Source organism: Fructilactobacillus cliffordii (assembly GCF_024029355.1).
GTDB classification, from domain to species: domain Bacteria; phylum Bacillota; class Bacilli; order Lactobacillales; family Lactobacillaceae; genus Fructilactobacillus; species Fructilactobacillus cliffordii.
Window position 1 is genome coordinate 968,058 of record NZ_CP097117.1, and the last position, 18,426, is coordinate 986,483.

At 48.1% G+C, this 18,426-nt stretch carries 18 protein-coding genes and 1 rRNA gene; 9 read left to right on the top strand and 10 right to left on the bottom strand.

Going from position 1 to position 18,426, the window contains the following annotated elements; all coding sequences use genetic code 11:
* The first annotated feature begins 13 nt into the window (after positions 1-13).
* Positions 14-130 (top strand): 5S ribosomal RNA (rrf, locus tag M3M38_RS04775).
* Positions 131-325: 195 nt separating this feature from the next.
* Positions 326-694 carry a hypothetical protein gene (locus M3M38_RS04780; RefSeq protein WP_252813733.1) on the top strand — a complete coding sequence of 123 codons (369 nt, stop codon included), beginning with the start codon at positions 326-328 and terminating at the stop codon, positions 692-694.
* Between the two features lie 40 nt (positions 695-734).
* Here the strand turns inward: M3M38_RS04780 and M3M38_RS04785 are convergent, their stop codons facing one another.
* The 4 genes from M3M38_RS04785 to M3M38_RS04800 are packed head-to-tail and all read right to left on the bottom strand — an operon-like array spanning position 735 to position 5,470.
* A complete protein-coding gene (locus tag M3M38_RS04785; RefSeq protein ID WP_252813734.1) occupies positions 735-1,850 on the bottom strand; it encodes an enolase C-terminal domain-like protein in 1,116 nt (371 codons plus the stop codon).
* Positions 1,847-2,659: a 2-succinyl-6-hydroxy-2,4-cyclohexadiene-1-carboxylate synthase gene (gene menH / locus M3M38_RS04790; RefSeq protein WP_252813735.1), complete on the bottom strand. Its 813-nt coding sequence runs from the start codon at positions 2,657-2,659 to the stop codon at positions 1,847-1,849. The genes M3M38_RS04785 and menH overlap by 4 nt, the downstream gene beginning before the upstream one ends.
* On the bottom strand, positions 2,659-4,278 hold the full coding sequence (gene menD, locus M3M38_RS04795) for a 2-succinyl-5-enolpyruvyl-6-hydroxy-3-cyclohexene-1-carboxylic-acid synthase (protein WP_252813736.1): 1,620 nt from the start codon (positions 4,276-4,278) through the stop codon (positions 2,659-2,661). The genes menH and menD overlap by 1 nt, the downstream gene beginning before the upstream one ends.
* Entirely contained in the window at positions 4,256-5,470 is a 1,215-nt protein-coding gene (locus M3M38_RS04800; RefSeq protein WP_252813737.1) for an isochorismate synthase, read from the bottom strand. The genes menD and M3M38_RS04800 overlap by 23 nt, the downstream gene beginning before the upstream one ends.
* Before the next feature lie 463 nt (positions 5,471-5,933).
* Here M3M38_RS04800 and M3M38_RS04805 point away from each other — a divergent pair, with 463 nt between their 5' ends.
* From M3M38_RS04805 to M3M38_RS04830, 6 genes are all read left to right on the top strand, one after another.
* Positions 5,934-6,782 (top strand): MetQ/NlpA family ABC transporter substrate-binding protein, encoded by an 849-nt coding sequence (locus M3M38_RS04805; RefSeq protein ID WP_252813738.1) that lies wholly within the window; start codon positions 5,934-5,936, stop codon positions 6,780-6,782.
* A gap of 32 nt (positions 6,783-6,814) precedes the next feature.
* The gene (locus M3M38_RS04810; RefSeq protein ID WP_252813739.1) at positions 6,815-8,029 is read left to right on the top strand and encodes a pyridoxal phosphate-dependent aminotransferase; all 1,215 of its coding nucleotides are present in this window, start codon (positions 6,815-6,817) and stop codon (positions 8,027-8,029) included.
* On the top strand, positions 8,010-9,068 hold the full coding sequence (locus tag M3M38_RS04815; RefSeq protein WP_252813740.1) for a methionine ABC transporter ATP-binding protein: 1,059 nt from the start codon (positions 8,010-8,012) through the stop codon (positions 9,066-9,068). The genes M3M38_RS04810 and M3M38_RS04815 overlap by 20 nt, the downstream gene beginning before the upstream one ends.
* Positions 9,065-9,769 carry a methionine ABC transporter permease gene (locus M3M38_RS04820; RefSeq protein ID WP_252795045.1) on the top strand — a complete coding sequence of 235 codons (705 nt, stop codon included), beginning with the start codon at positions 9,065-9,067 and terminating at the stop codon, positions 9,767-9,769. Before M3M38_RS04815 ends, M3M38_RS04820 begins: the two co-directional genes overlap by 4 nt.
* Before the next feature lie 111 nt (positions 9,770-9,880).
* Positions 9,881-10,456, top strand: coding sequence for a cadmium resistance transporter (locus tag M3M38_RS04825; RefSeq protein ID WP_252813741.1), 576 nt, complete (start codon positions 9,881-9,883; stop codon positions 10,454-10,456).
* 15 nt (positions 10,457-10,471) lie between these two features.
* On the top strand, positions 10,472-10,789 hold the full coding sequence (locus M3M38_RS04830) for an ArsR/SmtB family transcription factor (RefSeq protein ID WP_252813742.1): 318 nt from the start codon (positions 10,472-10,474) through the stop codon (positions 10,787-10,789).
* 35 nt (positions 10,790-10,824) lie between these two features.
* Here the strand turns inward: M3M38_RS04830 and M3M38_RS04835 are convergent, their stop codons facing one another.
* From M3M38_RS04835 to M3M38_RS04850, 4 genes are all read right to left on the bottom strand, one after another.
* Positions 10,825-11,364, bottom strand: coding sequence for a hypothetical protein (locus tag M3M38_RS04835; RefSeq protein WP_252813743.1), 540 nt, complete (start codon positions 11,362-11,364; stop codon positions 10,825-10,827).
* 144 nt (positions 11,365-11,508) lie between these two features.
* The gene (locus M3M38_RS04840; protein ID WP_252813744.1) at positions 11,509-12,444 is read right to left on the bottom strand and encodes an aldo/keto reductase; all 936 of its coding nucleotides are present in this window, start codon (positions 12,442-12,444) and stop codon (positions 11,509-11,511) included.
* A 4-nt stretch (positions 12,445-12,448) separates the two neighbouring features.
* Positions 12,449-12,838, bottom strand: a complete 390-nt coding sequence (locus M3M38_RS04845) for a DUF488 domain-containing protein (protein WP_252766625.1) — start codon at positions 12,836-12,838, stop codon at positions 12,449-12,451.
* Between the two features lie 29 nt (positions 12,839-12,867).
* On the bottom strand, positions 12,868-14,211 hold the full coding sequence (locus tag M3M38_RS04850; protein WP_252813745.1) for a dihydrolipoyl dehydrogenase family protein: 1,344 nt from the start codon (positions 14,209-14,211) through the stop codon (positions 12,868-12,870).
* A gap of 139 nt (positions 14,212-14,350) precedes the next feature.
* On the opposite strand from M3M38_RS04850, the gene M3M38_RS04855 reads away from it, so the two are divergent.
* Complete coding sequence (locus M3M38_RS04855) at positions 14,351-14,800, top strand: NUDIX hydrolase (protein WP_252813746.1); 450 nt, start codon at positions 14,351-14,353, stop codon at positions 14,798-14,800.
* 56 nt (positions 14,801-14,856) lie between these two features.
* Here M3M38_RS04855 and nrdI read toward each other — a convergent pair whose 3' ends face one another.
* Positions 14,857-15,330 (bottom strand): class Ib ribonucleoside-diphosphate reductase assembly flavoprotein NrdI, encoded by a 474-nt coding sequence (nrdI, locus tag M3M38_RS04860; protein WP_252813747.1) that lies wholly within the window; start codon positions 15,328-15,330, stop codon positions 14,857-14,859.
* A gap of 13 nt (positions 15,331-15,343) precedes the next feature.
* A complete protein-coding gene (locus tag M3M38_RS04865; protein ID WP_252813748.1) occupies positions 15,344-18,370 on the bottom strand; it encodes a YfhO family protein in 3,027 nt (1,008 codons plus the stop codon).
* Between the last annotated feature and the right edge of the window lie 56 nt (positions 18,371-18,426).

The window sequence follows — 18,426 nt, forward strand, 5'->3', positions numbered from 1 at the left end:
AGTTCACTCAGAGTGTGGTGGCGATAGCCTAAAGGATACACCTGTTCCCATGCCGAACACAGCAGTTAAGCTTTAGCACGCCAAAAGTAGTTGGGGGATCGCCCCCTGCGAGGATAGGACGTTGCCACGCGCAGTAAAGGCACTTTCGAAGCAATTCGAAGGTGCCTTTTTTTGTGCAATAAATTAACTAAAATACGATCAACTATCTAATGAACCGGAAACTAACCCTAAAACAAAACGTTCCTAGAAAGAGTTAGGACTAGATGTTGCTTTATTTTCGGCCGTCGATGCGGTCCAAAAAGCCGGTTATTTAATCGGGGGAGCGATGGCCCCGTTTGTAAAATGGCAAGCGACGACCTTTTTTGTCGTGGATTATTTGGTATCTGATAGTTGTCTAATTGACTTTACGTTACCAGTTCCGAACGTAGTACGATTAGGGTTGTTGCTAATTGCGGGAATTGGGATGGGCATGTCTGGCAATGTGTTTGAAAAACTGATGTACCGATCCTTTAACGTCGGCAACATTTCTGCGATGCACGCGCTAGCCATTTCTACGTTCGCCTTCTGCTCGGTTACGAGTTATCTAGCCGCCTGGATCAAAGTCGACACGCTGGTTTTGTGGCGAGGAGCCGGAATTCTAACCATCATCTTTGGGCTAGTCATCATGGCCTTTTTAATCAAAAGTAAACGATAAGCAAAACGACCCCAGCTTTTCCAAGCTGAGGTCGTTTTCGTTAGTTAAAGGTAATGTTTGCACCAGTTTGTAATTGATTAATGGCATCCCAGTTCAGGGTAACTCCGATTCCGGATCCAGTGGGAACCGGCAATGATCCGTTCGTAACGGTGAAGGATTCGTTAATCGGTTCTAGTTCAAAATAATGATCACTGTCGGCGATGTCCGCTGGGAAAATTGGTTGCGGGAGTTGTGCCGATAAGGCTAAATCAACCGCACGGCCAAGGCCACTGCCGAGCATGCCCCCGATCCACGGCAAGTATGGAGTGTTGGTAATGTACTGAATAGCCTGCATGGTGGGCGTAATCCCACCGAGCTTGCTAGGTTTGAGGGTAAAAGCGGCGGCACTTTGCGCTCGCACTGCATTTTGAATGTTCGTCAACGAATTGATACTTTCGTCCAAGCTAATTTTTAACTGCGGTAGTTGGGCTTGAACGCTAGCGTACTCTGCTAAACTGGCATTATGAAAGGGTTCTTCAATCATACTCAGACCATCAGCAGCTAATTCTTTTAAAACAGCAATCGTTTGCTTAGAAACGGGCCACGCTGCGTTGGGATCAAACGAAATTAGTTGGTTCGGAAAGGCAATTTTGAGTTTCTTAATTAACCGCTGCGCCACCGCTAGATTATCCGTTTTAATTTTTAGTCGTTGGTAACCAGCCTGCAACTCTTCGTCAGCTAGTCGAATGGTACGCTGATCTTTGGCTTGAATGCCTAAAGCTACGCTGACCGGAACCGCGGAAGCTGGTTGACCCAGTAACTGGGCAAGCGGTTGGTGGACTAACTTTCCGTAGGCATCCCACAATGCCATTTCCACTCCGGCTCGCGCAAAGGAAGTGAATCGGGTTAATTGCCGTTGTAAATCCGTGGGAGTTTGCCAGCTGCGCTTGATTAGGGCCGGTAGACCATCCTGTAATTCGGCCAGAGCGATTGCTTGGGATTGCGGTGCATAACTTGAGTCGGCAAAGGCCTGAACTTCACCATAACCAGTAATCCCGTTGCTCATCTTCATTTCAATCAAGAGGAGCGGCCGCTCAGCGGTTGTCCCGTGATTGGTGCGAAACGCCTCCTTTAAACGGAGGGTTAAGGGAATTAAGGTAATTTGATTAATTTTCATGGAGTGACCTCTTTACTGAATTGGTTCAACACGGTTTGATATTCTTGTGGTTGTTCAAAGTGGACGTTATGCCCGGTAGCTGGGAAGGTAATTTGGGTTGCCATCGGGATGGCTGCCACCATTTGGCGACCAATGTTGGTAAATTTATGGTCCAGTTCACCAGTAATGATAGTAGTTTTAGGCGTTAATTGCGAAAGATTTGGCCACTGGTTCGGCATGGTTCCCGTTCCAAAGTAGCGCAGCGAGTTGGCCATGTTGATAGGCTGATGTGCCATCCGCATGGCGTGCATCCGCTGTTGTTGTGGTAATGGAGCGGTTTGTTGGCTGTGAAACAATGGTAATTGTTCCCAGTGATCTACAAAAGAAGCTAACCCAGTCGTTTCAATTTGGGTTGCTCGCGCTGCATCCGCCTGCTGTCGTTCCCACCGTGCCAGCGGATCTGCCAATCCGGGCGTGCCACTTTCTAGGATGAGGTGTTTGATTAACTGGGGTGCCGCTAGCGCAAGACAAAGGGCCAAGCGGGCTCCCATTGAATAACCGACGATGTTGACTGGTTGCAAAGCTAACTGGGTAATCAAATTTTGAAGGCCCATTACTTGTTGTTTCGTCTGAAATCCTGCAGCCGGAACCATCGGATCGTGAGCTCCAAACCCATAAAGGGTGACGTAGACACAGGTTCCTTTCGGGTGAATGGTTTGAAAATCACTCTGGTTGCCTAAAAAGCCGTGGAAAAAGATCCAGTGCGGAGCGCCGTTTCCCGTGATCTTAACGTGATAGTCGTAGCCGGAAACGTTGATGGTAGTTTGCATTAGCCCAATCCCTCCGGATATTCTGCCGGGAGGTGCGCACGGTTGGCAGGGACTTCAATGATGCGCAGGCCCGTCCATGCTTCCTGCACCAGTTTTCGGAATTTTTCTGTAGTGGTAACCCGTTGGTATTGCGCATTTACGAACGCGGCGGCTGCCTTCAGATTGAGGGCTTGCGGGGTACCAAAGAGTTGCTCGAAATAAGGAGCTTGGGCTTGTGGCAATAGGGAGAAAATGCCGCCACCATCGTTATTTACCACCACAATGGTTAGGTTGGCATGAGTTTGGCGGGCTAACTGCAAACCGGTTAGGTCATGGAAGAAAGCCAGATCACCAGTGACCAGCCAGGTGGGGTGCTGATTGGCGGCTACTCCGACCGCACTAGAAATGGTACCATCAATCCCGTTGGCCCCTCGATTCCCGTGAACCCGCATTGGATGAGCTGGTGCAAAGGACTGGTCAAAGTTACGGACGGTGAGTGAGTTCGCTAAAAAGAGTTGGTGTTCAGGGGCCAAGTGGGAGAGCAGGCGGGGCAGTTCCTGAGCAGTGAGCTGTTCCTGGTCAGCAGCAGGCGTCGGCTGGAAGGAGTGTTCCCAGTCGGCGCGGTAGTGCGCCGCTCCCCGGATGTCAGTGGTAGCTAACTGTTGCAAAAAGTCGGTGGCCGACAAGTTGTAACTGGTGTGGGCCCAGCGACTGTGGTCCTTACCCAAATGGTCGGATCCAATCTGGATTACCGGAATCTGCTGCTGTTTTAACCACGGCAGCAGGCGGGCTGAAACCGGCGTTCCACCGAAGCGGAGGACGATTTCTGGTTGTATTTGTTCTGGCAACTTCAAGAGTTGTTGAACAGGAACCGTGGAAACGCTCCCTCTGACCGAGCTTAAAACGTCCGCGATGATGGGCGCGTTTAATTGATCGGCAACCTCTTGTAACAATTGCATTGGCAGCGGTTGATCAGTAGGACCGATGGTAATTAAGCAACGCTTGTGCTCCAAACGTTGGGTTAACTGTGCCAGTGAAGCCGCATCTAACTGTGTGTTGAGGTGTCCAAAGTCCTGCTGAACCACAACGGGCCAGGGCGTACCTAATTCGGGTAACAATGGTTTTCTGAGCGGCAAGTTAATTTGAACGGGTCCCCGCGGGGCTAACTGGGTTTGGTGCACCAGTTGCTGGACCTGATAATCGATGTATTCCGTTACGTCTGCCGCCGCTTCCTGTACGTTAATGGTTAGGGCTTGCTTGACGTTAGTGGTGTACATCCCGGCTTGGGGAATGGTTTGGGGCGCCCCAATTTCTTGCAGTTCCTGGGGCCGATCCGTAGTTAGTACCACTAAGGGCACGTGAAAACTGTGGGCTTCCGCAATTGCGGGCGCGTAGTTGGCGGTGGCAGTCCCAGAAGTGGCCACGAGAGCCACTGGCTGACGACTGGCCTTTGCTAGCCCTAATGCGAAAAAGCCGGCAGAACGTTCGTCCACGGCGACCGTTAGGTTTACGTTTCTTTCGGCGAGGAGGAGTGCCAGCGGGGTGTTACGTGACCCCGGTGAAAGCACAAAGTTCGTTACCTCCTGATTTTCACAGGCACTAATTAAATGTTTGAGGTTATTGGTCATGACGTTCGTCATCAAGTTGCTCCTTTAAAATGTTTTCCATGGCAGTGGTTTTGAGCTGAATTTCGCGTTCTTCGGCAGCTAAGTCAGAAGCGGCCAGGATGCCTGCGCCCGCAAAGAGGGTAACGGTATGTTCCTTGTTCCACAGAGAGCGGATGCCAATCACGAACTCTCCGCTTCCATCGGGCATAACGTATCCAACCGGTGCGGCAAAGAGCCCGCGGGGATGGCTTTCCACGTTGGCAATGGTCGCCAGTGCCCAGTCAACCGGGAGGCCCCCTAACGCGGGAGTTGGATGTAAGGCCTGCACGATTTGCCAAACGGAAGCCGTCTGCTTAATCGTTCCGGTAATCGGCGTGTACAGGTGTTGAATCTGGGGTGTAGTTAGAATTTCTGGAACAGCAACGGAATCAAGTTGTGCCCACGGTTGTAGCCGTCGTTCAATTTCTGTCACCACCAGCTGATGTTCTCGTTGGTTCTTGGCATCCTGCTGTAACTCGTGTGCTAGTTTTTGATCTGCCTCATCCGATTGGCCCCGGGCAATGGAACCAGCCACCGCTGCCGTTTCAATCTGGTTTTGGTTTAATTTCACCAGGCGTTCGGGCGTAGCGGACACAAATAGTTCGTCGCCGTGCTTAATGGCGACATGATAGGTCTGAGTCTGTTGCCGGATGAGCGTCTTGATTAATTGACTAGCGGCTAATTGTCCGTCTAGGTCGAAGTGTTCCTGCATCCCAAGGACCACTTTCTGCTTCTGCGGATCTGTTTGGAGCGTATGTAAGACCGGTTGCAGACGCGCTTGCCAATCAGTTTCGGTCGTGTGACTAAGGACGTGGATTGATTGCGTTTGAGGTGATTGTTTATGATCCGGTGCTGGCCGAGTGCCCCATTCTTTCCCAGAGACTAAGTCAATCACGTAAGCGGGAGCAATCATGATGCCGTTCATGAGGTCGCTGGTGGGTTGGAGTTGGTGGTCAAAGGGCAAGCCACCAAAAACGGGCACAGATTGGTGGGCGTGCCAGGCGGTTAGTTCCGTTAATGTAAAGTGATGTAACGTGCTCGTTTGTCCCAACCCAATCAATTCCACTTGGTGGTGCGGGTCAGAAAAATAAACGGCAGTGTGATAGTCGTCAAAGACCGTTAGAAGAGCGTCAGTTTGGGAGTTCATGTGCTTCATTCCAATCATTAAATTCGGGATTGTTACCATCTTTAAGCTTACCAAAAAACGGAAAGGGAAACACCAGTGACACTCGGTTCCGTAAGCCTACAATTTTTAAGAAAAAGTTAAATTAGTGGTTGACATTTACGGGGTAGTCAATTAACATAAGGAACAATTAAATAAACGAAGTTGAGGAACTGAGTATTTGCTGAAATTTCTCAGAGAGTCCCTGGATGGTGCAAAGGGATGAAAGGCAGGCAAAGAAGATGGGTTCTGAATCAATCATTGGTGAGCAGGTTACTGTTAGCTAGTGGCGGGGTTGCGACCGATATCTCAGCAAAATTGTTCTAATCGAGACGCGTCAATTGGAGCAGTTTCTGAGGCAAAGCCAAGTTGAAAAACTGGTTTTGTGAACTAAGGTGGTACCACGAAAGCATTCGTCCTTGATAACAAGGATGGATGCTTTTTTTGTTTATTTAAAGCTAAATTAAAAAATATGAGGTGAAGGATCATGAAGAAATCAACAAAATGGATCATTGGAATCGTGGTTTTACTGGTAATTGGTGTGATCGGGTGGTTTAGTTTTGCACCCAAGTCATCGACGCAGAACGAAAAGGTCGTGAAGGTCGGTTTGATGAGTGGATCAAAGGCGGACGATGAGATTTGGAAGTCCGTGGCTAAAACGGCAAAGGACAAGTACAAGATTAAGCTGAAGTTCGTGCACTTTACTGACTACACGCAACCCAATACGGCGTTGAGTCAACACGAAGTGGACGTTAACTCCTTCCAACACTATGCTTTCTTGAAGAACTGGAACCAACAACATAAATCTAACATCGTTTCAATTGGAAACACGGTGATTACGCCCATCCGGTTGTACTCTACGCAGTACAAGAATGTAAAGGACATTCCTGACGGCGCTACGATTGCGATTCCTAACGATGCGACGAACGAAAGCCGTTCCTTACTGGTTTTAAAGGAAGCCGGTTTGATCAAACTGGGTGGTGATCCCAACAAATTGCTAACGGTGAAAGACATCAAGTCTAACCCTAAGAATCTGAACATTAAAGAAGTGGACGCTTCGCAAACGGCGCGGACTTTAAACGATGCAGCGGCTGCCGTGGTTAACACGAATTACGCCCAAACGGCCCACTTGAGTCCTGACAAGACAATCTTTAAAGAACCTTTGAATAAGCAATCAAAACCCTGGATTAACCTGATTGCCGCTAATAAGGAACAAAAGGATAACAAGGACTTACAAAAGGTTGTGAAGGCTTTCCAAACCAAGGAAACTGAAAAAGTCATTGAAAAGAACTACAACGGACTAGAAGTTCCAGCTTGGAACCTGAAGTTTAAATAATCCGGATTAGTTCAATGAGAGGGGAGAGAAACATGCATTTTACAGAATCAGCGGTGGTGCATCAGCTGCTCCAACAATTCTTTGCCACGTTAGTTCAGAAGGTGAACCAAAAAATTGCGACGGGTGCGGATGTGATTAATCTGGGACAGGGGAATCCTGACCAACCGACTCCGGATAACATTGTGAAAGCGTTGCAAGCGGCCGTGGCTAAACCAGAAAATCATAAGTACTCTCCTTTTTCCGGGCTCCCGGCCTTAAAGCAGGCGGTGGCTAACTACTATCACGACCACTATCAAGTGGACGTGGATCCCGAAACGGAAGTTGCCATTCTGGGGGGCTCAAAAACCGGGTTAGTAGAACTGCCACTGGCGGTCATGAATCCCGGCGAAAAACTGCTACTCCCGGACCCCGGTTATCCGGATTATTTATCCGGAACTCGACTGGCGGATGTTGACGTCGAACTAGTTCCCTTGCGTGCTAGTAACCATTTTCTGCCGGATTATGATACGATTAGTACAAAAAGTAAGCAAGCAGCGCGGTTGCTTTACTTAAACTATCCCAATAACCCGACGGGAGCGGTGGCGACGGCGGACTTCTTCGCAAAGACGGTTCAGTTTGCCCGGGACAATCAGATTGGCATTGTCCATGACTTTGCCTACGGAGCACTGGGTAATCACCAACAGCCGCTAAGTTTCTTACAAACACCTGGTGCCAAAGAGGTTGGAATCGAATTTTCGACTCTTTCCAAGACTTACAACATGGCCGGGTGGCGGATTGGCTTTGCGGTGGGAAATCCAGATTTGGTAGCTGCCATTAATGCCATTCAGGCCCATCTCTTCGTGAGCGTATTTCCAGCGGTTCAGGAAGCGGCGATTGCCGCTTTGACCGGTCCGCAGGATTCTGTGACAGAGTTGGCCCATTTGTACGAAAACCGACGCCATGCGTTTGAAACCGCGGCCGCCGCAATTGGCTGGCAGGCGACTCCAGCTGGGGGTTCCTTTTACTCCTGGATGCAAGTGCCAGCGGGGTACACATCCGAATCGTTTACCGACTTGTTGTTAGACAAAGCTGCGGTGGCGGTTGCTCCTGGAAAGGGCTTTGGCTCCGAAGGGGATCAATACGTTCGGATTGGCTTGCTTACGAGTCCCGAACGGCTCCAGGAAGCCTGTCGCCGGATTGGGAAATTACATTTATTTACACCGCACCACGCAGAAGGAGGAATTTCCGATGACGGAAACCAGCGTTAAATTTGAAAATGTCTCGGTTGATTTTACCCAAGACAAACAAACCATTCACGCCGTTTCGGACGTGAGCTTTAGCATTCCGGCCGGTCAAATCTTTGGGATTGCCGGTTACTCTGGGGCCGGAAAGTCGACCCTAGTGCGGACGATTAACTTATTACAAAAGCCAACGAACGGAACCGTTTCGGTGCTTGGCGAACAGTTCTTTTCCAAGGATGATCACGAAGAAAAGGTGATTAGTACCAGCGAACTGCGGAAGGAACGGCGAAAAATTGGGATGATTTTCCAGCATTACAACCTCTTAAACCAAAAGACGGTGCTTGAAAACGTGGCCTTTGCGCTCAAACACAGTGGCCTAAAGGACAAAGAAGTTCAAAAGAAAGCCAAGGACTTACTGGCAGACGTGGGTCTTTCTGACTACGCCAAGCATTATCCGGGTCAACTCTCCGGGGGGCAACAACAACGGGTAGCGATTGCCCGGGCGTTAGCCAACGATCCTGAAATTTTGATTTCTGATGAAGCAACATCCGCCTTGGATCCTGAAAACACCAACCAAATTTTGGACCTACTGCAGGAATTAAACCAAAAGCGGGGATTGACCGTTATCTTGATTACCCACGAAATGGATGCCATTAAGCGGATTTGTGACCAAGTGGTGATCATGGACCAAGGAAAAGTGATTGAAAGCGGTAGCTTAATTGATGTCTTCGTGGAATCCACGAACCCAGTGGCCCGCAAGATTGTCGGGAACGACTTCGATGCCTTATCTATTCTGCAATCCATGAATATCGATACGCAGAAACGGAACCTGGTTAAGTTGGTGTACTTCTCTCAAGAAATTTCACAACCAATCATCGTTGATCTGTACTCCAAGTACCAGGTTTCCGCTAGCATCGTTTATGCCGATATCGAAGAATTTAAGGGACAACCAGTTGGAATCATGATTGTGGATCTGAGTGGATCCGACCAACAAATTAAGGATGCTCTAGATTACCTGAAGAATTTAGACGTGCAAGTGACTGAATTGAGAGGTGTAACGCAATGAAAGAATGGTTTATTACAAACTTCCCCAACGTAGTGCAACAGGGGTGGACCGGGGAAACCGGTTGGTGGACGTCCATCGTGCAAACCCTCTATATGACGTTCTGGTCCGCCATCTTTGGTGGAATCGCCGGCTTAATCTTTGGGATTGCCCTGGTGCTGTTTGATTCGGATGGAATCATGCCGAACAAGATTATTTTTAACATCGTGGACAAGGTGGTTTCGTTATTCCGGGCCATTCCGTTCATCATCTTGCTGGCCTTCATCGCGCCGGTAACGCAAAAAATTGTGGGAACTCAAATCGGAACGACGGCTGCCTTGGTTCCGTTGTCAGTCGGAGTCTTTCCGTTCTACGCCCGGCAGGTGCAAGTAGCCTTGCAGAGTGTGAACCAAGGAACGATTGAATCCGCCCAATCATTGGGTTCCAGTAACTGGGACATTATTTCGGGAGTTTACCTTAGTGAAGCCTTTCCAGAATTAATTCGGGTTTCGACGGTAACGCTGATTAGTTTGGTTGGATTAACCGCCATGGCTGGTGCCATTGGGGCCGGTGGTTTAGGTAACATGGCCATCTCCTATGGTTACAACCGGTTCGCCAACGATACGACCTTGGTCGCTACGATTTTAGTGGTGATCATGGTGCTGATCATTCAAGTCGTCGGGGACGTTTGGGCTCGTTGGGTTGATCACAGTTCCAAAGCTTAATAATATGAAATAACTTCATCAAAATTTGGTGAAGTTATTTTTTTGCCTTCATTCATTATCATTGACTGGTCACTTATACATGTTATTATTTTCATATGAAAGGATGATAATATGAATTGGTGGCTGTTAACGTTGACCTTTATCGCGGTTAACTTAGATTTTTTTGTTTTACTGCTGTTATTTTTAAAGCGGTTCTCGCTCTGCGCGGTGCTAATCGGCTATTTGCTGGGGATGTTCAGCTTATTAGTGTTGAGTTACGTTCTCGGACAAACGTTAGCGCACTGGCTTCCAGAGTGGTTATTGGGTGGACTAGGATTTCTACCGATTTACCTGGTCATTCGAGGTGATGAGGATGAGGAAACAGTACCAGAGCAGCGACATTCCGCGGTAATCACGGTGCTCTTAACCTACTTAACCGTGTGTGCCGGTTGTAACCTGTCGGTGTTCATTCCTGTTTTACTGGGACAATCCCTGGTTGGGTTTTTAGAAACGGTGGCTTATTTAACGGTGTTAACCGTGTTAGTCGTCGTGCTCTTAAAACGGATTAGTCAGCTAGCGGTGGTTAACCAGATCTTAGACCGGTACGGGGAACGGTTGATGCGGTTAAGCTATCTGGTGATTGGGTTGTACGTGCTCTTTGATAGTGGCTTCATTGCGCATATAATGAGGTTAATCAAACTGTTGTAGATGAGGTGAAGCACGATGAACGAACAAGACCTAGCGGAAGCCAGCCAGATTTTTAAGTTACTGGGGAACGTGGTACGGCTCCGGATTTTACTGTTGTTAGAAAATAATCCGCTGGACGTATCGACAATTGTGGAGCGGCTGAACTTAACTCAGCCGAACGTGTCGCACCAGCTGGCATTATTGAAACAACATCAACTGGTGACGGCGCAGCGGACCGGAAAACGGATTTTGTACAGCCTTAACGATCCGCACGTTCTCACGATGGTGGAAATGGCTTACCAACACAGTGATCACGTGGTGAAGCATCAGGAACATCCCTATTTTAGCGCATAAAAAAACTTCTAACTCAATGGTTAGAAGTTTTTTAGTTAACGTTTAAACATCATCGGATTAGCGCCATTAGCAATTTTGATTTTGGCAGTTCCAAGCGCCACGATGGTCAACAGGTTCCCACTAATGAAACCGAACAGGAAGGTTAACCAGCTCAGCGGAGCAGCATTGAGGACCAGCAGTAAAATCGTTACGAAGATGATGACAGCCACTACTACGTTGATGATTTTTCTGGTTTTGCTGATGATCGGCATGGAGGTTGAGAGTTGCTCAATCTGAGGATTAGCGTCGTTAATGACGTTTGATCCTGAACCTTGCAGGAGGTGGAGCAATGATTTGATGTCGGTAAAGGCGTAATTAAAGATGGCGACTCCGCCGACAATTAAACCTAAGAGCAGACCAAGAAGCAGGATGAAAAAGCTACTAAAGGCGTTGAAGTAAATTGCCAATCCCAATCCCACGAGGATTAGCAGCAGTGCCGGAGCGAGAAAGACCCACTTGAGTCGTTGGATGTTGCGACGAATCGTGGTCCACTTTTGTAGATAACTTTGTAATTTAAACATTAATTCTGGATTCATTTGATAACCTCACTTTGTAGTGTCATATCGGTAATTTACCACAAACAGACGTTAGAAACAAAAGAGAAGAGGTTTATTCCCCTTTAAATTTGTCTAAACAAAAACCCCGCACTGATATTAGCAGTGCGGAGTTTAAACCATTAATTATCGTAAATTTGTATCAATGGCCTTGTATTCTTCATCCGTTAACTCAATGTTCAGCGCCTTAGCGTTGCTTAAGGCTTGGTCAGGGTGTTTAGCCCCCGGAATCACAACGGAAATGTTGGGGTTCTTAATGTACCAAGCTAACACTAATTGGGCAATGGTAGCGTCGTGCGCCTTTGCCATTGGTCGTAAGGTTTCGACCGCTTTAATGATTTGGGAGAAGCGGGGTTCTTGGAAGTTCGGGTCGTCGTGACGAATGTCGTCTTCCGCAAAGGTCGTTTTTTCACTGTACTTACCAGTTAATAAACCAGAAGCCAGTGGGAAGAATGGGACAAAGGAGATTTGGTTTTCTTGCAAGTAAGCAAACCGTTCCTTTTCAGCATCCCGGGCGAAGGGGTTGTATTGTTCTTCGTCTACGTCCACGTAGCCATCGCGGTTGGCTTCTCGGAGTTGATCCATGGAGAGGTTAGAAACGCCAATGGCCTTAATCTTGCCAGCTTCCTTTAGTTCTTGCAAGGCGGCCACTGATTCGTACAGCGGCGTCTTACCATCGGGGAAGTGAATGTAAAAGATGTCTAGATAGTCAGTTTGCAGGCGCTTTAAACTTTCTGCAACTGCTTGTTTTAGATGTGCTGGAGAATCGTCCACTACCATGTCACCTTGATCAGTTACTTTTTGCCCACCCTTGGTAGCAATTTGAATCTTGCTACGGTTGTAGTCCTTGATTGCTTGACCGATTAATTCTTCGGAACGGCCCAGTCCATAGGCATAGGCAGTGTCTAACAAGGTAATCCCGTTATCAAGGGCAGTTTTAACGATTTTAATTCCCGTTTCATCGTGTAGATGTGGGAAGAGGTTGTGACCACCGACGGCGTTGGTTCCTAAGCCTAATGGTGTGGTAGTTACGTCTGATTTTCCAATTTTAACTGTTTGCATAAATTTACTCCTTTGACTGTAGAATTGATTGAATCGCAGGTTGGTGATGGAGGTAATCCAGCAGCACAACGGCCTGATTATGCTGCTGGTCCTTGGCACCATACAGCAGAATCACGTTGCTAGTTTCTAACTGCGTGGCTACTTTGGTTACGAAAGCAGCGGTTGCTGGATTGTGGTCCAGTTCCTGACGGTAGCGTTGTTGAAATTCGGGAAACCGTTCCGGAATATGGTTAAACCACTGACGCAGTTCCGTTGTCGGGGCAATTTCTTTAGCCCACTCATCTAGGGCCGCGTTGACCTTGGAAATCCCCCGGGGCCAGCGACGATCAATTAAGATGCGGTAACCGTCGTGATCCACTGGTTTGGTGTAAATTCGCTCAATCGTTAGCTGCATGGTTGCTTCTCCTCACCGTCAACTTATTTTTACAGGTGGTGTTTCGTTTCTGATTCAATGGTTGGGAACAACGTGATGAAGTCATTCATCTTTTCTGGATCAATGTGGTATTCGATGAATGGCAGGACACTTCCAATGGAGTTGTCAGCTTCGGAACTAATTTCCGTCATTCCGACGAGGTAACCTTCTTTATCAAAGACCGTAATCGTCTTTCCTTGGTTAGCCCGCATTGCCAGCCGGAACCAGTCTTCGCTCAAATCAACTTCCTTAACGTCAAATTGGTCTGGGTGGGCCTTAGCTTCGTCTGGAGTAACCCCAACTTGGGCAATCCGTGGGGAAGCAAAGACGGCGCTTGGAACGGCTGGGTAGTCAATCGGATTCGTCGTTTGACCGGTAAAGAGTTTCGTCAGGTAGAGGCCTTCGTAAATGGCAGTTGGAGTTAAACGACCCACTTCCTTGTCCAGCACGTCTCCAGAAGCGTAGATGCTGTCAACGGAAGTTTGTAAGTGATCGTTAACCGCAATTCCCTTGTAATCATCGTATTCAACGCCGACTTCGTCCAAACCGATGCCTTCGACGTTGGGTAAACGACCAGTAGCATCTAGGATCCAGTCACTAGCGACGTTACCTTGGTCAGTTTCAACTTCGTAACCATCCGCTTTTTTGGTAACGGCACTAGGAGTCACGTTCTTCATAATTGTAACGCCCTTAGCTTCCAAGTCCTTCAGTAATTCTTCCACAAATGGTTGGTAGAATTGCTTCAAAGCGTGTTCGTGGTGCAACATTAACGTTACTTTAGTTCCGGCCGTAGCAGCAATTGTTGCAAATTCAATCGCAATGTAACCACCACCGATGATAGTCATCCGGTCTGGTTGTTCTGCTAAGTTTAAGAAATCAGTTCCGTTGTTTAGGTATTCCTTGCCCGGAATGTCTAATTGGTGGTAGTGAGCTCCGGTGGCAATCACAATCTTATCAGCGGTGTAGTTTTGACCGTTAACCGCAATCGTGTGCTCGTCCACTAAAGTTCCCTTACCGTGGATTAATTCAATCCCGAGGCTTTCAAGTCCAGAACCAATGGCGTTGGGAAGGGCGTCAATCACTTCATGTTCGTGTTCGTAGTTGGCTTTCCAGTCAATCGTAGTAGTGCCGGTTAATCCGTGACCTTGCATTTGATCCACTTCGTTTTTAACCTTAACCGGCATGTCGAGTGAAATCTTAGCGTTGCAACCCCGGTTCGGGCAGGTTCCCCCAATTTTATCCGCTTCAATCATCCCGAGTTTAAAACCAGCTTGGGCTAGTGGCATGGCGCCGTTAAAAGCACCGTGTCCACTTCCTAAGTAAAGCACGTCAAATTGATATTTTTGTTCTGCCATTGTTACTCTCCTTTTTTAACAGTAAACTGTACTTGTGATGCTAAATTTAAAATAGCAAAAAAACCGCGGTATCGCAATTAAACTGCCTTTTAGTTAGTTATTTTAAAATTAAATTGTTCTACAGAAAGAAGGTTACAAGATGGAACGGTACCGAACTAAATCAGCGGTATTTGCGCTGCTATTGCGGCATAATCAGGAAGAAGTTTTACTCCAACAACGGTTTCAAACGGGGATTGGTGACGGTCACTATGATTTAGCGGCGGGCGGTCATGTGGAAGCACAGGAATCGATGAAACAAGCACTGGTGCGGGAATTGCACGAGGAACTGGGTTTGACGGTGAAACCAGCGGACCTGGAGTTTGCGACGTTGATTCACGCCAACTACGGGGATGATACGGTGTATTACTGTGGCTACTTCGTGGTTAAGGATTACCAGGGGACGCCCCGGATTGCGGAACCAGACCAGGCGTCCCAGCTCGACTGGTATTCCGTCCATGATTTACCACAGAATTTACTTTGGGATCGTCGACGGGCGATTGAAAATTATCAACGGGGCATCCCATACGACGAAGTGGGATGGCATAACTAAAAAAGGACTGCTTTCACGTTGTCGCTGAAAGCAGTCCTTTTTTAGTTAATGAGTGATTACTGTGCGGTTAAAACTTCCGCACTGCGTTCGACCATGTCCTGGTAGATTCGCTGGACGTCCTGGTCGGTTCCACGCAGTTCAAAGTCCGCTAGAAACGGAACTTGGAACATCCGCGAGTAGCGTTTAGCCGTTAAGCAGTATTGGGCGTTGAAGTTCTTGTTTCCACTCCCAAAGACGCCTAAACAAAGCTTGGCGTTGTCCTTGTAGCCAACGTATTCACCGAGGGTGGTGGTCAATAGTTCGGTGACCCCACTGTCAATGCCGTCGCCACCGTCCAGATAGGTGGGCACGGTTACGAAGAAGGGCTTGGTTTCCTGGGCAAAGTCCGTTTGATCGCTAATTTCCACGCTCTCAACTAGCGGATGAGCAGGATCATGTTGGTGCATTTTCTGCGCATACGCGGTGAGGTTATTAACAAAGTTGCGCGTGTTTCCTTCGATTGAAATAAATAAAATTCGCATTGGTTCCATTATGATGCCTCCGTTATGCATGTTTCCGTTTGAAAATGATCCAGGTTACCAGACTGATTCCCAGGACTAGGATACCACTAATCATCGTCAGGATGCTGCCGATTAAAAGACCAGGGGTGTGGTACTGCAGAGTGACGCGGTGCTTACCCGCCGGGATAATCCCACCAACAAAGCCGTCGTTAACCCGTTTGGTAGCTACGGGTCGGTTGTTGACGCGTAATTGCCAACCAGTTGAATACGGAATCGATGTGGTTAAGACCGTTGCTTGGGATTGGTTACTAATCCCGGTGATTTGATTAGGGGTTTGCTGGATGTTACGTAACCGCTGCTTTTGTAACTGACGAATTCGTTGAGTGTAATTTTGTTTCATCGGGACCGCAATTACACGAGCCCGTTTGAATTTAATTTGATCTACCCCTTGATAGGTTAGCGTGATTTTGGAACGGGCTTTGTTAGAGTAACCCAAGTTTAACAGGGCGGAGTGCTTAGGCACGTAATTCGAGAGTTCGTCCGTTCCTAACTGGGTAACTGCATTGCTCATTCCCTTGGTTTTTGCAACCAACTTGAAACTACCGTTCTCGGCCGTTTGCAGGTTTTTGCGCCATTCGTTGAGGTGGTTCATGCCCGTCAGTGGTTGATTTCTGACTAAGGCCAGGTTCTTTTCAATCTGATGTTGTTCCGTAGCACTCGGACCACTGGCTTGAATTCCCTCTAACTCAAGGTACAGCTCCGTTCGTTTCGTGGTTTGTGGTCGTTTAATTTTGATGGTGACGGGTTGATGTTTACCCCAGACGTCCGTTTTCAACTCGTGTAAACCCTGTCGGTTTTGTTGCTGCAACGCAGTTTGGCGTTGTTGGTTAGCAGTTAAAACCTGGTCTAGTTGCTGCTGCGTGGGATGGTGCACGCTAAAAGTGGCATCCGGTTTGGTCCACTGGGACTCGGCCAGTTGTTTGGGCGTGGTAATCCAGTCGTCTTGGTCTAGGTGCGTCGTGTAGGAAAGTGACTTAGCTGTTGGGCGCAGTTTTGCCGGTTTAATTTTCGTCGAGTCAACGACAGTCCCAGCCAGGAGGGCCTGTTCCTTTTCAACTGGATTCAAGCGGTTCCAAGTTGCCGGAGCAATGGCGCGAGTTTGATTGTACATCAAAGGCAGTGCATTCCGGTTTTCTGCTAAGACTGTTCCTCGTTGTTGGTCGGGCGGGAGCATCGGATTCTGTTGAGAAAAGAGCAGGGGTTCGTTTTTGTGATCTCGCACGATCTGGAAGCCCGCCGGTAAGCTATGGTGCGCTTTTTCTGAACGGATAAAGAGATACTTAACTCCCATTAGGGCTGATAAGGTCGAGCGGTAGTCGTTTTGGGCGACCGGGTCGTTCGGAGTGAACTGGTTGTTGCGGACGGCACGTTCTAGGTTGCCCACGTAACCATTTTCCACGGTTAGGTAGGATGCGATGTCGTGGGTACCCAGGTTCATGGGCGCATTTGAACTGGCGTTAAAGTAATCAGTGTTGAGAGAATTATTCCGGTCATCTGGGAAATAGTGGTACCGTGGACCAATACTAGTGCGGTAGTTACCCAGGCGCTGCTTTACGTAGTGGTTAGCGCCGTCGTAGTAGTGCTGGTTATAGGCAGCTGCGTCCTTGGTTGCTAACATTCCCTTGGTAAAGCCACTGTTATTGGGACTGTAGTAGCCTAGCCCCAGCGCCATTAGGTTAATGGTAACAATTCCGAGGACACTTAGGTAAATGGTGCGCGGACGCCAGTGGTAGTCCTTGGCAATCCAGAAGAGTGCCAGTAAAGCGAACAACAGCAGGTATTCCACGACATCGTGGCGTTGCAGGCGGAGTAAGAAACCACGGCTCCCCCACAGTAAAAAGATCAGGATGACCGTGCTGATTCCCATGCTGAGTAAATCTCGTCTGGTTAACCGGGTCATGTGATCAGCAAAGATGGCGGTCGCTAAGCCTAGCGGCAATAAGGCGAGGGCCAACCACCGATTGGAAGGTGAGGCCAAGGCGTTGAAAGTAGAGCTGACGGCGGGGAACAGGATTCCAATTCCGATCAATAGCAGGGAAATGGCGACGAAACGATAGCGTTTAAAGTGCGTAAAGACGTAGACCACGGCGTAGAAACTGATTCCGCTCATTCCGATGATTAACCAGAAGGAGAAAGGTCCACCAAGCCCCAGGATTTTACTGGGTAAGTTGAAGTAGTAGTTAGGGGGATAGAACCAGTATCCGTTCGCAAAGGCGCCCGTTAGTCGGGTTGACTGAAAGGCATACAGCATAGTGGGAATGAACAATACCGCGGCAGCTAAGATGCCAAGCACGACCGTTCCCGTCAGTTGTAATAAGGAATGGAACCATTTAAATCCAGGTGTTTTGCTTAACATCAGGAAGCGCAAACTGACGTAAACGAGGCAGCCCAAGCCCAACATGTAGGCAAAGTAAAAGTTACTTAAAAATGTAATTAGGACTGCTAAAAAGAGCGGGAACCAAGACCGGTGCCGTAGTACTCGTTCAATTCCAGCTGCTAACAGTGGAAAAGAAATTAAAGGTAGCAGGAAAAAGGCGTGGTGCATGCCTGCATAGAGGGCAAAGCTGGAGAAGGTGTATGTCAGGGTACTGATGAGCCGGCTGAATTTGCGAAAGCGGAAGCAATTCAGGTAGAACAGAAAGGCGAGTCCCGCACAGTACAACCGCAGGAGGACCAGTACACTGTAACCTAATTCAATTTGATTTTTGGGAAAGAAAACGATCAAGTAGTTAAATAGATCGCCAACGACGTAGTAGGAAAAACTGGTTAGTTGATCAGCCCCGAGACCAATGTTAAAGGACCAGTGAGTCAATCCCTGACTCGGGTGGGTAAGAAAGTGCGTTAATAGGTTCCGAAAGTTTACTAAAATCGGATAGTGTTGGGCAATTCCATCGAGACTCCAGATTAACGAACGGTTGGTGAGGTGAAACGTCCACCAGTAGACCGCAATGATGACGGCAAAGAAAAACGTATAACTAACCCACACGGGGATTTTTCGCAGCTTTTCCATCTCAAATGAACTCCTTGTCAATAAAAAAACGAGGGTCTCCTCGTTTAGTGTAAATC